9 protein-coding genes, 4 tRNA genes, 2 rRNA genes and 1 other annotated feature (1 of these 16 running past the window's edge) are annotated in these 13,748 nt (G+C 59.4%); of the genes, 1 reads left to right on the forward strand and 14 read right to left on the reverse strand.

All coding sequences use genetic code 11. The annotated features are described in order from the left end of the window. Window positions 1-9: 9 nt before the first annotated feature. The 12 genes from rpoB to DTPSY_RS16310 all read right to left on the reverse strand — a co-directional run bounded on the left by rpoB (window position 10) and on the right by DTPSY_RS16310 (window position 9,562). Window positions 10-4,134 carry a DNA-directed RNA polymerase subunit beta gene (rpoB, locus tag DTPSY_RS16255; protein WP_015914492.1) on the reverse strand — a complete coding sequence of 1,375 codons (4,125 nt, stop codon included), beginning with the start codon at window positions 4,132-4,134 and terminating at the stop codon, window positions 10-12. Window positions 4,135-4,407: 273 nt separating this feature from the next. Next, window positions 4,408-4,788: a 50S ribosomal protein L7/L12 gene (gene rplL, locus DTPSY_RS16260; RefSeq protein ID WP_015914493.1), complete on the reverse strand. Its 381-nt coding sequence runs from the start codon at window positions 4,786-4,788 to the stop codon at window positions 4,408-4,410. Window positions 4,789-4,837: 49 nt separating this feature from the next. Continuing rightward, window positions 4,838-5,344, reverse strand: a complete 507-nt coding sequence (gene rplJ / locus DTPSY_RS16265; protein ID WP_011806986.1) for a 50S ribosomal protein L10 — start codon at window positions 5,342-5,344, stop codon at window positions 4,838-4,840. Between the two features lie 241 nt (window positions 5,345-5,585). After that, window positions 5,586-6,281 (reverse strand): 50S ribosomal protein L1, encoded by a 696-nt coding sequence (gene rplA, locus DTPSY_RS16270; protein WP_011806987.1) that lies wholly within the window; start codon window positions 6,279-6,281, stop codon window positions 5,586-5,588. Further along, window positions 6,282-6,713 (reverse strand): 50S ribosomal protein L11, encoded by a 432-nt coding sequence (gene rplK / locus DTPSY_RS16275; RefSeq protein ID WP_011806988.1) that lies wholly within the window; start codon window positions 6,711-6,713, stop codon window positions 6,282-6,284. It abuts the gene before it with no gap. 109 nt (window positions 6,714-6,822) lie between these two features. Then, window positions 6,823-7,413 (reverse strand): transcription termination/antitermination protein NusG, encoded by a 591-nt coding sequence (gene nusG / locus DTPSY_RS16280; RefSeq protein WP_015914494.1) that lies wholly within the window; start codon window positions 7,411-7,413, stop codon window positions 6,823-6,825. Next, window positions 7,413-7,796 carry a preprotein translocase subunit SecE gene (gene secE, locus DTPSY_RS16285; protein ID WP_015914495.1) on the reverse strand — a complete coding sequence of 128 codons (384 nt, stop codon included), beginning with the start codon at window positions 7,794-7,796 and terminating at the stop codon, window positions 7,413-7,415. Before secE ends, nusG begins: the two co-directional genes overlap by 1 nt. A gap of 85 nt (window positions 7,797-7,881) precedes the next feature. After that, a tRNA-Trp gene (locus DTPSY_RS16290) sits at window positions 7,882-7,957 on the reverse strand. Between the two features lie 15 nt (window positions 7,958-7,972). Then, a complete protein-coding gene (gene tuf, locus DTPSY_RS16295) occupies window positions 7,973-9,163 on the reverse strand; it encodes an elongation factor Tu (protein WP_012655361.1) in 1,191 nt (396 codons plus the stop codon). A gap of 75 nt (window positions 9,164-9,238) precedes the next feature. Continuing rightward, a tRNA-Thr gene (locus DTPSY_RS16300) sits at window positions 9,239-9,313 on the reverse strand. Between the two features lie 41 nt (window positions 9,314-9,354). Beyond that, a tRNA-Gly gene (locus tag DTPSY_RS16305) sits at window positions 9,355-9,428 on the reverse strand. Window positions 9,429-9,476: 48 nt separating this feature from the next. After that, window positions 9,477-9,562, reverse strand: a tRNA-Tyr gene (locus DTPSY_RS16310). A 181-nt stretch (window positions 9,563-9,743) separates the two neighbouring features. Between DTPSY_RS16310 and DTPSY_RS16320 the strand changes: the two genes are divergently transcribed. Next, window positions 9,744-10,975 (forward strand): IS3 family transposase gene (locus DTPSY_RS16320; RefSeq protein WP_434060545.1). Its coding sequence is split into 2 segments (ribosomal slippage): window positions 9,744-10,035 and window positions 10,035-10,975, totalling 1,233 coding nucleotides; the frame shifts between segments, so codons are not numbered across the junction. Continuing rightward, window positions 10,022-10,138, forward strand: a sequence feature (AL1L pseudoknot). Its footprint overlaps the gene before it by 117 nt. 215 nt (window positions 10,976-11,190) lie before the next feature. On the opposite strand, the gene rrf is transcribed toward DTPSY_RS16320, so the two are convergent. Together rrf and DTPSY_RS16330 are read right to left on the reverse strand one after the other, a co-directional pair. Further along, window positions 11,191-11,303, reverse strand: a 5S ribosomal RNA gene (rrf, locus tag DTPSY_RS16325). Between the two features lie 120 nt (window positions 11,304-11,423). Next, window positions 11,424-13,748: ribosomal RNA gene (locus DTPSY_RS16330) — 23S ribosomal RNA — on the reverse strand (it continues 551 nt past the right edge of the window).

The raw sequence follows: 13,748 nt of genomic DNA on the forward strand, positions 1-13,748 counted from the left end.
CGATCCTGCTCAGGAACGTTCCAACTCGATATCCAGGCCCAGCGAACGGATTTCCTTAACCAGCACGTTGAACGACTCCGGCATGCCGGCTTCGATCGCGTGTTCGCCCTTGACGATGTTCTCGTACACCTTGGTACGGCCCTGCACGTCGTCGGACTTCACCGTCAGCATTTCCTGCAGCACGTAGGCGGCGCCGTAGGCTTCCAGCGCCCACACTTCCATCTCACCGAAGCGCTGGCCACCGAACTGCGCCTTGCCGCCCAGCGGCTGCTGCGTGACGAGCGAGTACGGACCGGTCGAGCGGGCGTGCATCTTGTCGTCCACCAGGTGGTGCAGCTTCAGGTAGTGCATGTAGCCCACGGTCGTCGGGCGCTCGAAACGCTCGCCCGTGCGGCCGTCGTACAGGTACGCCTGCGTGCGCGTCTCGGTCAGCCCCTTGGCTTGGGCGAGGTCGTCCGGGTAGGCCAACTTGAGCATGTCCTTGATTTCCTCTTCGGACGCGCCGTCGAACACGGGCGATGCGAAGGGAACGCCCGAGGTCAGCTCGCGCGCCATGGCCAGGATTTCGTCGTCGCTCAGCTGCGACAGTTCTTCCTTGCGGCCGCGCGAGTTGTAGATCTCTTCCAGGAACTTGCGCAGCTCAGCCGTCTTGGCCTCGCGCTGCAGCATGTCGCCGATGCGCTGGCCCATGCCCTTGCCGGCCCAGCCCAGGTGAACTTCCAGAACCTGGCCGATGTTCATGCGCGAAGGCACGCCCAGCGGGTTCAGCACGATGTCGGCAGGCGTGCCGTCGGCCATGTAGGGCATGTCCTCGACCGGAACGATCTTGGACACCACGCCCTTGTTGCCGTGGCGGCCGGCCATCTTGTCGCCTGGCTGCAGGCGGCGCTTGACGGCCAGGTACACCTTGACCATCTTCAGCACGCCCGCGGGCAGTTCGTCGCCTTGGGTGAGCTTCTTGCGCTTTTCTTCAAAGGCCAGGTCGAAGCTGTGGCGGGTCTGCTCCAGCGCGTTCTTGATGGACTCCAGCTGCGTGGCGACCTCTTCCTCGGCGGGGCGGATGTCGAACCAGTGGAACTTCTCCACCGAGGCCAGGTAGGCCTTGTCGATCTTCGTACCCTTGGCGAGTTTTTGCGGGCCGCCGTTGGCCACGCGGCCGGTCAGCAGCTTCTCGATACGGTCGAACGCGTCGGCCTCCACGATGCGCAACTGGTCGTTCAGGTCCAGGCGGAAGCGCTTGAGTTCATCGTCGATGATCTGCTGGGCGCGCTTGTCGCGCTGGATGCCTTCACGGGTGAACACCTGCACGTCGATCACCGTGCCCTGCGAGCCCTGGTCCACGCGCAGCGAGGTGTCCTTCACATCGGACGCCTTCTCGCCGAAGATGGCGCGCAGCAGTTTCTCTTCCGGCGTGAGGGTGGTTTCGCCCTTGGGCGTGACCTTGCCGACCAGCGTGTCGCCAGGCTGCACTTCGGCGCCCACGTAGATGATGCCGGACTCGTCCAGACGGTTCAGCTGCTGCTCGGACAGGTTTGGGATGTCGCGGGTGATTTCTTCCGCGCCCAGCTTCGTGTCGCGGGCCATCACCACCAACTCCTCGATGTGGATCGAGGTGTAGCGGTCTTCGGCCACCACGCGCTCGCTGATCAGGATCGAGTCCTCGAAGTTGTAGCCGTTCCAGGGCATGAACGCGATCAGCATGTTCTGGCCGATGGCGATCTCGCCCAGGTCGGTCGAAGCGCCGTCGGCAATCACGTCACCCTTGGCCAGCTTGTCGCCCTTCTTGACGATGGGGCGCTGGTGGATGTTGGTGTTCTGGTTAGAGCGCTGGTACTTGATGAGGTTGTAGATGTCCACGCCGACTTCACCGGCCACGGCTTCGTCGTCGTTCACACGCACCACGATACGGGTGGCGTCCACATAGTCCACCACGCCGCCGCGGTTGGCCGTCACCACGGTGCCGGAGTCCACGGCCGCCACGCGCTCGATACCCGTGCCCACCATGGGCTTCTCGGGACGCAGCACGGGCACGGCCTGGCGCGACATGTTGGCGCCCATCAGCGCGCGGTTCGCGTCGTCGTGCTCCAGGAACGGAACGAGCGAAGCCGCCACCGACACGATCTGCGCAGGCGACACGTCCATGTACTGCACACGGTCGGCGGACACCAGGGTCGATTCACCCTTCTCGCGCGCCGACACCAGGTCGCCCGTCAGACGCCCTTCGGCATCCAGCGTGGCGTTGGCCTGGGCGATGATGTACTTGCCTTCTTCGATGGCCGACAGGTAGTCGATTTCCATCGTGACCTTGCCGTCCACCACGCGGCGGTAGGGGGTCTCGATGAAGCCGTACTCGTTCAGGCGCGCGTACAGGGCCAGCGAGTTGATCAGACCGATGTTCGGACCTTCAGGCGTCTCGATCGGGCACACGCGGCCGTAGTGGGTCACGTGCACGTCACGCACCTCGAAGCCGGCACGCTCGCGGGTCAAACCGCCCGGGCCCAGGGCCGAAACACGGCGCTTGTGCGTGATCTCGGCCAGCGGGTTGGTCTGGTCCATGAACTGCGACAGCTGGGACGCACCGAAGAACTCCTTGAGCGCCGCGGAAATGGGCTTGGAGTTGATCAGGTCGTGGGGCATCAGCGGCTCTTGCTCGGCCTGCCCCAGGCGCTCCTTCACGGCCTTTTCGATACGTGCCAGGCCCGTGCGGTACTGGTTTTCGGCCAGCTCGCCCACGCAGCGCACGCGGCGGTTGCCCAGGTGGTCAATGTCGTCCACCTCGCCCTTGCCGTTGCGCAGGTCCACCAGGATCTTGACCACGGCCAGGATGTCGTCGTTGGACAGCACCATCGGGCCGGTGGCTTCGTCGCGGCCGATCTTGGCGTTGAACTTCATGCGGCCCACGCGCGACAGGTCGTACGTGTCGGGGTTGTAGAACAGGCGCTGGAACAGGGCCTGCACGGCATCCTCGGTCGGCGGCTCGCCGGGGCGCATCATGCGGTAGATGGCCACGCGCGCGGCGAATTCATCCACGGTTTCGTCGATGCGCAGCGTCTGCGAAATGTAGGCGCCTTGGTCGAGTTCGTTGGTGTAGATGACCTGGAGGTCCTGCACGCCAGCAGCGCGCAGCTTCTTGAGCAACGCCTCGGTCAGCTCTTCGTTGGCCTTGGCCAGGATCTCGCCGGTGTCGCCGTCTACGATGTTGCGGGCCACCACGCGGCCGATGAGGAAGTCCTCAGGCACGCTGATGTGCGTGGTGCCGGACTGCTCCAGCTCACGCGTGTGGCGCGCCGTCACGCGCTTGTCCTTGGCCACAATCACCTTGCCGGCCTTGTCGGTGATGTCGAAGCGCGCCACCTCGCCACGCAGGCGCTCGGGCACGAACTCCAGCTGAGCACCGCTGTCCATCAGGCGGAAATTGTCATTGACGAAGAAGTTCGCCAGGATGGACTCGGGGTTCAGGCCGATGGCCTTGAGCAGGATCGTGACCGGCATCTTGCGGCGACGGTCCACGCGGAAGTACAGGATGTCCTTCGGATCGAATTCGAAGTCCAGCCAGGAGCCGCGGTAGGGGATGATGCGCGCAGAGAACAGCAACTTGCCCGAGCTGTGGGTCTTGCCCTTGTCGTGCTCGAAGAACACGCCGGGCGAGCGGTGCAGCTGGGAGACGATCACGCGCTCGGTGCCGTTGATGATGAAGGAGCCCTTATCGGTCATCAGGGGCACTTCGCCCATGTAGACCTCCTGCTCCTTCACTTCCTTGACCACCTTGGACTGCGAGGTCGAGGACTCGCGGTCGTAGATGATCAACTGCACCTTGGCACGCACGGCCGATGCAAAAGTCAGGCCGCGGGTCTGGCATTCGCGCACGTCGAACGCCGGCTTGGCCAGGTTGTATTCAACGAACTTCATCTCCACGAAGCCGTTGTGGGAAACGATGGGGAACGCGGAGTTGAATGCGGCCTGCAGGCCTTCGATGCTGCGTTTTTGCGGGGCCGTGTCGGCCTGCAGGAACGCGGTATAGGCATCCCGCTGCATCTGCAGCAGGTACGGGACCTTGAGCACACTGTCGCGGCTACCGAAGCTCTTGCGAATGCGCTTGCGTTCGGTATAACTGTACGTGGATGTTTGGGCCATGAGATCTCCGGGCAAGGACATGGAATGGGATCTTCGACGACTGCCCTGCAAGGCGGCCACCTTGCAGGCTTGGCGGTTGGCCACTACCAACCATGGCGGACGGCGATGCGTTGCACATCGCCCGAACCAAGGCGTCTTCTGCTGTCGGATGGTTCAGAAGACACTAGAAAACAGTCCACGAGGGCCGCTTTCTGGTGCGCTCTAAAGTGCGTCCCATAAGCACCAAAGGCTGGAGGCCTTTTGCAAGACCCCCAGCCCAGGAGACAAGGTCGATTACTTGAGTTCGGCCTTGGCGCCGGCTTCCACCAGCTTCTTGACGGCAGCTTCGGCGTCAGCCTTGGCAATGCCTTCCTTGACGTTCTTGGGAGCGCCGTCCACCAGGTCCTTGGCTTCCTTGAGGCCCAGACCGGTGATTTCGCGCACTGCCTTGATGACCGCCACCTTGTTGGCGCCGGCGTCGGCCAGCACCACGTTGAATTCGGTCTTCTCTTCAGCAGCTGCAGCACCGCCGCCGGCAGCGCCGCCAGCAGCGGGAGCAGCCATAGCGGCAGCGCTCACGCCGAACTTCTCTTCAATGGCCTTCACCAGGTCATTGAGTTCCAGGACCGTCATGCTGTCCAGCGCGGTCAAGAATGCGTCTTTATCGAATGCCATTTTGATTTCCTAACAATTGGTTGAGAGGGGGGACGATTGCCACGCTGCCTCAGGCAGCAGCAGGCTCGCCTTCGCCTTTTTTGGCCGCCAGGGCACCCAGCACCACGGCGGTGCGGGAGATCGGCGACATCAGCAAGCCACACAGCTGGGCCAACAGCACTTCCTTGGTAGGAATGTTGGCCAGTTGCTTCACGCCGTTCACGTCCAGGGCCTTGCCCGCGAAAGCGCCGCCGCGAATCACCAGCTTGTCGTTGGTTTTCGCGAAATCGGCCACCACCTTGGCGGCGGCCACAGCGTCTTCGGAGAAGCCATAGATCAGAGGACCGGTCATCTGGTCGGCCACCACGTCAAACTGGCTGCCAGCCACAGCACGGCGGGCCAGGGTGTTCTTCAGAACACTCAGGCTCACACCCTTGCTGCGAGCTTCCACGCGCAGTTTGGTCATGTCGGCCACCGTGATGCCACGGTATTCCGCGATCACGAGCGTTTGAGCTTTAGCGGCGAGGCTGGTCACTTCATTGATGACCGCTTCTTTCTCACTGCGATTAAGACTCAAGGTCTACTCCTTCATATGCGCACTTCGGACAAGCCTCCGTGCGCGCTCTTGTTGCAGCGACCAACTGTTTTGGAACATGCATTCCATCTGCAGCGGGATCGCCATCTGCGTTGGCCTCGAAAGGTTTAAGTGCACCTTGCACACCAACGGTCTTGGATGGCCTGCCAGCCCTCAAACGAGCTGTCAGCCCACCACATCAGACCTGCCGCCCTCATGGGCACCAGGCCTGAAGATTTCGCAATTACGCTGCGATGGTCTGCGTATCCACGCGGACGCCGACGCCCATCGTGGACGACACGGCTACCTTGCGCAGGTACACGCCCTTGCTGGTCGCAGGCTTGGCCTTGTTCAGCGCTTCGATCAGAGCTGCCAGGTTGCCCTGCAACTTGTCGTTGTCGAACGACCGACGGCCAATGGTGCTGTGCACGATACCGGCCTTGTCGACACGGAACTGCACCTGACCCGCCTTGGCGTTCTTCACGGCCGTCGCCACATCCGGCGTCACCGTGCCCACCTTTGGGTTCGGCATCAGCCCGCGGGGGCCTAGGATCTGGCCCAGCGTACCCACGACGCGCATGGCATCGGGAGCAGCAATCACCACGTCGAACGGCATATCCCCAGCCTTGACCTGAGCGGCCAGGTCGTCCATGCCCACAATGTCGGCACCTGCGGCCTTGGCTTCTTCTGCCTTGGCACCTTGGGCGAACACGGCAACGCGCGTCGTCTTGCCCGTGCCATTCGGCAGCACCACGGCACCACGCACCACTTGGTCCGACTTCTTGGCATCCACGCCGAGTTGCACAGCAACGTCGATGGATTCGTCGAACTTGGCAGTAGCGGCTTCCTTCACCAGAGCCACCGCCTCAGCGAAAGCGTACAGCTTGGTAGAGTCCACCTTGCCCTGCAGGGCCTTTTGCTTCTTGGTCAGCTTTGCCATTTACAGACCCTCCACCGTCACGCCCATCGAGCGAGCAGAACCAGCCAACGTGCGCACTGCCGCGTCAACGCTAGCAGCATTCATGTCCTTGAGCTTGGTCTTGGCGATCTCTTCGAGCTGTGCACGGGTGATCTTGCCCACCTTGGTACTCAAGGCATTGGAGGAGCCCTTGTCCAGCTTGATCGCCTTCTTGATCAGCACCGTTGCGGGCGGCGTCTTGATGACGAAAGTAAAGCTCTTGTCTGCAAAAGCCGTGATCACCACAGGCAGCGGCAGACCAGGCTCGACACCTTGGGTCTGCGCGTTGAACGCCTTGCAGAACTCCATGATGTTGAGACCGCGTTGACCCAGCGCGGGACCAATCGGAGGGGAGGGATTGGCCTTACCAGCTGGCACTTGCAGCTTGATGAAGCCGACGATTTTTTTCGCCATGTTTGCTCCTTGCGGGTATTAACGCCTGATCGTTCACCAGGCTCCCCGGGGTTACCGACTCTCTTCTCTCATCGCACCGAGTCGAAAAGCGCGAATACTTCACTGACGCTCAGGTCTTTTCGACCTGGGCAAATTCCAGTTCCACCGGGGTGGAGCGGCCAAAGATCATCACAGAAACGCGCAAGCGGTTCTTCTCGTAATTCACTTCTTCTACGGAGCCGTTGAAATCGGTGAACGGACCTTCCTTGACCCGCACCAACTCGCCCACCATGAATTCGATCTTGTGGCGCGGCTTGTCCGTTCCCTGCTGCATCTGGCTGACAATCTTCTGCACCTCTTCTTCGGAAATAGGCGCAGGGCGGTTCTTCACCCCGCCCACGAATCCTGTCACTTTGCTGGTGTGCTTCACCAAGTGCCAGGTGTCATCGTCCATCACCATTTCGACGAACACATAACCAGGGAAAAGGCGACGCTCGGTAGTCTTGCGCTGCCCATTCTTCATTTCCACCACTTCTTCAGTGGGCACCAGAATGCGGCCGAACTTTTGCTGCATACCGGCACGCGCAATGCGTTCCTGGATGTTGCGCTCCACCGCCTTCTCCATACCAGAATAGGCATGAACGATGTACCAGCGCAGATCTGGATTCACCGCAACATCCACCGGAGGCTGCACACCATTCGTGTCCACGGCATCCACCATCACTTCCTCCAGCCCAAGATCAAGTCGTACAGAACCCATTCCAAGGTCTTGTCCGTGAACCAAAGGAACAGCGCCATCACCACCACAAAAGCGAACACATAGCCCGTCATTTGCAGCGTTTCCTTGCGCGTGGGCCAGACGACCTTCTTGACCTCACGCCACGCATCGCTTGCAAACCCGACGAACTGGCGTCCGTGCTCGGAAACGAGAAAAACCGCTACAGCCAGCACTAGCCCCAACAGCAACACACCCCATTGAATCAGGGGCCCTTGCTTACCCAGCAAATAGAAACCGGCAATGGACGCGAGAACAATCGCCACTGCCGCGAACAACTTTGCCTTGTCCGCACCAGTCGTGACCGTCTCAACCTGGGATGTGGCCATAGATAAATTCGCCTATTTGATCGCGCCTTACAAGACGCCGAAGCCCGCCAGGGGCTGGCGGGCTTGTTTTGTTACCACCTTGAAGTGGCAGGGGCAGTAGGAATCGAACCTACAACCTTCGGTTTTGGAGACCGACGCTCTGCCAATTGAGCTATACCCCTTCGATCCCTACTAGATTACGCAATGATCTTGGCAACGACGCCGGCGCCCACGGTACGGCCGCCTTCGCGGATAGCGAAGCGCAGGCCTTCTTCCATGGCGATGGGGTTGATCAGCTTCACAGTGATCGACACGTTGTCGCCGGGCATCACCATTTCCTTGTCGGCCGGCAGCTCGATGGAGCCGGTCACGTCGGTGGTGCGGAAGTAGAACTGGGGACGGTAGTTGTTGAAGAAGGGCGTGTGACGACCGCCTTCGTCCTTGCTCAGCACGTACACCTCAGCCGTGAAGTGGGTGTGGGGCTTGATGGAGCCGGGCTTGCACAGCACTTGGCCGCGCTCGACGTCTTCGCGCTTGGTGCCGCGCAGCAGCAGGCCCACGTTGTCGCCAGCCTGGCCCTGGTCCAGCAGCTTGCGGAACATTTCCACGCCGGTGACGGTGGTCTTTTGCGTGTCGCGGATACCGACGATTTCGATTTCTTCGCCGACCTTGATGATGCCGCGCTCGACGCGGCCGGTCACCACGGTGCCGCGGCCGGAGATGGAGAACACGTCTTCCACAGGCATCAGGAAGGCGCCGTCCACGGCGCGCTCAGGCGTGGGGATGTAGGTGTCCAGGGCTTCGGCCAGGCGCATGATGGCGGGTTCGCCCTTGTCGGACTGGTCACCTTCCAGGGCCAGCTTGGCGGAGCCGCGGATGATGGGGGTGTCGTCGCCGGGGAAGTCGTACTTGTCCAGCAGTTCACGCACTTCCATCTCGACCAGCTCGAGCAGTTCCTCGTCGTCGACCATGTCGCACTTGTTCAGGAACACGATGATGTAGGGCACGCCCACCTGACGGGCCAGCAGGATGTGCTCGCGCGTCTGGGGCATCGGGCCGTCAGCGGCCGAGCACACCAGGATGGCGCCGTCCATCTGAGCGGCGCCGGTGATCATGTTCTTGACGTAGTCGGCGTGGCCGGGGCAGTCGACGTGGGCGTAGTGGCGGGTGGCCGTTTCGTATTCCACGTGCGAGGTGTTGATCGTGATGCCGCGCGCCTTTTCTTCAGGGGCGTTGTCGATCTGGTCGTAGCCCTTGGCTTCGCCGCCGAACTTCTTGGACAGCACCGTGGCGATGGCCGCCGTCAGCGTCGTCTTGCCATGGTCCACGTGACCGATCGTGCCCACGTTCACGTGGGGCTTGGTACGTTCAAACTTACCTTTTGCCATCTTTTCGACTCCGAAAAAATCTACACCAACACGACAAATATTGATGCACCCCAAACGGAGACGCACCTGAAACTGTGGTGCCCATGGCGGGAATCGGACCCGCGACCTCTCCCTTACCAAGGGAGTGCTCTACCACTGAGCCACATGGGCAACAAGGAGTCAAACTCCTCTTAACCAACCTATCCAAACTGTGGAGCGGGAGACGGGAATCGAACCCGCGTCATTAGCTTGGAAGGCTAGGGTTCTACCATTGAACTACTCCCGCAAGACCGAATTTCGCGCAAGTACGGTCCAACGCCTTCAAACCACAATCTGGTGGAGGGGACTGGATTCGAACCAGTGTAGGCGTAAGCCAACAGATTTACAGTCTGCCCCCTTTAGCCACTCGGGCACCCCTCCGAAGAATTTAGAAGTATACAGCCTTTTTGATCCTTGCGTCGATATCACTATTTTTTGTTTTAGGCGTGGCGGATCTTTATTCAGTCGGTGGCATCAGTTTGGCGAGCTAGCCGTCGAGTTCCCAGAGGTTGTGAATCGCCCCGGGTTTTGAGGAGGCTCAACACTCTGAGAGGATTGAGCCATGAGCAAGTCGAACAAGTTCTCACCCGAGGTGCGTGAGCGGGCGGTGAGGATGGTGCAGGAACACCGGGGGGAGTACCCGTCGCTGTGGGCGGCCATCGAGTCCATCGCGCCGAAGATTGGATGCGTGCCGCAGACGCTGTACGAATGGGTCAAACGCGTCGAGGTCGACACTGGCGTGCGTGAAGGCATCACGACCAGTGAGGCCCAGCGGATGAAGGAGCTGGAGCGCGAGGTCAAGGAGCTGCGCCGGGCCAACGAGATATTGAAGCTGGCCAGCGCGTTTTTCGCCCAGGCGGAGCTCGACCGCCGGCTCAAGTCCTGAAGGATTTCATCGACAAGCATCGCGATGCCTTCGGGGTCGAGCCGCTCTGCAAGGTCTTGCAGGTCGCCCCGTCGGCATATCGAAGGCATGCGGCGCTGCTGCGTGAGCCTCACAAACGCTGCATCCGGGCTCAGCGCGATGATGTGCTGGTCCCGGAGATTCAGCGCGTCTGGCAGGCCAACATGCAGGTCTACGGCGCCGACAAGGTGTGGCGGCAACTGACTCGCGAAGGCGTGACCGTGGTCCGCTGCACGGTCGAGCGATTGATGCGCCGGCTGGGCCTGCGCGGCGTGATGCGCGGCAAGGTCGTGCGCACCACGATTGGCGATGCCAGGGCGCCATGTCCGCTGGACCGAGTGAATCGGCAGTTCCGTGCCGAGCGGCCGAACCAGTTGTGGGTCAGCGATTTCACGTACGTCTCGACCTGGCAGGGCTGGCTGTACGTGGCCTTCGTCATCGATGTGTTTGCCAGGCGCATCGTCGGCTGGCGAGTGAGCAGTTCGATGCGAACGGACTTCGTACTCGACGCGCTGGAGCAGGCTTTATATGCCCGGCAGCCGGAGCGCGATGGAAGCCTTGTTTGTCATTCGGACAGAGGGTCGCAGTACGTCAGCATTCGCTACACCGAACGACTGGCAGAAGCCGGCATCGAGCCGTCTGTGGGCAGCAAGGGCGACAGCTATGACAACGCCCTAGCCGAGACCATCAACGGCCTCTACAAGGCCGAGCTGATTCACCGCCGAGCGCCATGGAAAACCAAGGAGGCCGTGGAGTTCGCAACGCTCGAATGGGTGTCGTGGTTCAACCACCATCGCCTGCTCGAACCCATCGGGTATATCCCGCCTGCAGAGGCTGAGGCAAACTACTACCGGCAACTCGCCAGTCAGAACACCGAGGTGGTGGCCTGACTTAAACCAAACAGCCTCCGCGAATCCCGGGGCGATTCAGCCCAAACCGCCAACTCTTCAACTAGCACGTCTAAAGGGGGCAGGTTGAATTGGCTGCAGATCTACAGGGCATCTGGGAGTTGTTGAATGCTGTGCGCCAGCCGATGTTGACCGCTCAAGCCCAAAAGCAAAACGCCCTCCCACTGTTTAGTGGGAGGGCGGTTTGGGCTGTAAGAGCCTGACGATGACCTACTTTCACACGGGAACCCGCACTATCATCGGCGCGAAGTCGTTTCACTGTCCTGTTCGGGATGGGAAGGAGTGGTACCAACTTGCTATGGTCATCAGGCATAAAGGGTTGCTGAGCAGAGATGACTGCACAGCGAATTCATAGAGTCTGTGAATCAGCGTGGATTTGATTGCGTACTTGGCATAACAGTCTTGAGCTGCGATTGGCAGTCAAAGTTATAGGGTCAAGCCGCACGGGCAATTAGTACTGGTTAGCTTAATGCATTGCTGCACTTCCACACCCAGCCTATCAACGTCGTGGTCTACAACGACCCTTCAGGGGGCTCAAGGCCCCGGCAGATCTCATCTTGAAACGAGTTTCCCGCTTAGATGCTTTCAGCGGTTATCTCTTCCACACTTAGCTACTCGGCAATGCCACTGGCGTGACAACCGATACACCAGAGGTGTGTCCACTCCGGTCCTCTCGTACTAGGAGCAGGCTTCCTCAAATCTGCAGCGCCCACGGAAGATAGGGACCAAACTGTCTCACGACGTTTTAAACCCAGCTCACGTACCTCTTTAAATGGCGAACAGCCATACCCTTGGGACCGACTACAGCCCCAGGATGAGATGAGCCGACATCGAGGTGCCAAACACCGCCGTCGATATGAACTCTTGGGCGGTATCAGCCTGTTATCCCCAGAGTACCTTTTATCCGTTGAGCGATGGCCCTTCCATACAGAACCACCGGATCACTATGTCCTGCTTTCGCATCTGCTCGACTTGTCAGTCTCGCAGTTAAGCACGCTTATGCCATTGCACTATCGTCACGATGTCCGACCGTAACTAGCGTACCTTCGAACTCCTCCGTTACGCTTTGGGAGGAGACCGCCCCAGTCAAACTGCCTACCATGCACTGTCCCCGATCCAGCTAATGGACCTAGGTTAGAACCTCAAACGCACCAGGGTGGTATTTCAACGTTGGCTCCATGAGATCTAGCGACCTCACTTCAAAGCCTCCCACCTATCCTACACAGATCCGTTCAAAGTCCAATACAAAGCTACAGTAAAGGTTCATGGGGTCTTTCCGTCTTTCCGCGGGGAGATTGCATCATCACAAACATTTCAACTTCGCTGAGTCTCAGGAGGAGACAGTGTGGCCATCGTTACGCCATTCGTGCAGGTCGGAACTTACCCGACAAGGAATTTCGCTACCTTAGGACCGTTATAGTTACGGCCGCCGTTTACTGGGACTTCAATCAAGAGCTTGCACCCCATCATTTAATCTTCCAGCACCGGGCAGGCGTCACACCCTATACGTCCACTTTCGTGTTTGCAGAGTGCTGTGTTTTTATTAAACAGTCGCAGCCACCGATTTTTTGCAACCGCTTTGGGCTCCCTTTGTACAAGTTCACCTACTTGCGGCATACCTTCTCCCGAAGTTACGGTATCAATTTGCCGAGTTCCTTCTCCTGAGTTCTCTCAAGCGCCTTAGAATACTCATCTCGCGCACCAGTGTCGGTTTGCGGTACGGTCGTCAATAGCTGAAGCTTAGTGGCTTTTCCTGGAAGCAGGGTATCACTCACTTCGTCTGCAAGCAGACTCGTTATCACCCCTCATCTAAGCCCGGCGGATTTGCCTACCAGGCACGACTACAGGCTTGAACCAACATATCCAACAGTTGGCTGAGCTAACCTTCTCCGTCCCCACATCGCACTATTGATCGGTACAGGAATATTGACCTGTTTCCCATCAGCTACGCATCTCTGCCTCGCCTTAGGGGCCGACTCACCCTACGCCGATGAACGTTGCGTAGGAAACCTTGCGCTTACGGCGAGCGGGCTTTTCACCCGCTTTAACGCTACTCATGTCAGCATTCGCACTTCTGATACCTCCAGCATCCGTTACCAGACACCTTCACAGGCTTACAGAACGCTCTCCTACCACGTGCAATAAATTGCACATCCGCAGCTTCGGTAACTGGCTTAGCCCCGTTACATCTTCCGCGCAGGACGACTCGATCAGTGAGCTATTACGCTTTCTTTAAATGATGGCTGCTTCTAAGCCAACATCCTGACTGTTTTAGCCTTCCCACTTCGTTTCCCACTTAGCCAATTTTAGGGACCTTAGCTGGCGGTCTGGGTTGTTTCCCTCTTGAGTCCGGACGTTAGCACCCGGTGCTCTGTCTCCCAAGCTGTACTCTGCAGTATTCGGAGTTTGCCTTGGTTTGGTAAGTCGCCATGACCCCCTAGCCAAAACAGTGCTCTACCCCCGCAGGTAATACTTGAGGCACTACCTAAATAGTTTTCGGAGAGAACCAGCTATTTCCAAGTTTGTTTAGCCTTTCACCCCTATCCACAGCTCATCCGCTAGTTTTGCAACACTAGTCGGTTCGGACCTCCAGTACCTGTTACGGCACCTTCATCCTGGCCATGGATAGATCACTTGGTTTCGGGTCTACACCCAGCGACTGAACGCCCTGTTCGGACTCGATTTCTCTACGCCTCCCCTATTCGGTTAAGCTCGCCACTGAATGTAAGTCGCTGACCCATTATACAAAAGGTAC

The sequence above is a fragment of the [Acidovorax] ebreus TPSY genome (genome assembly GCF_000022305.1).
GTDB lineage: Bacteria > Pseudomonadota > Gammaproteobacteria > Burkholderiales > Burkholderiaceae_C > Diaphorobacter > Diaphorobacter nitroreducens.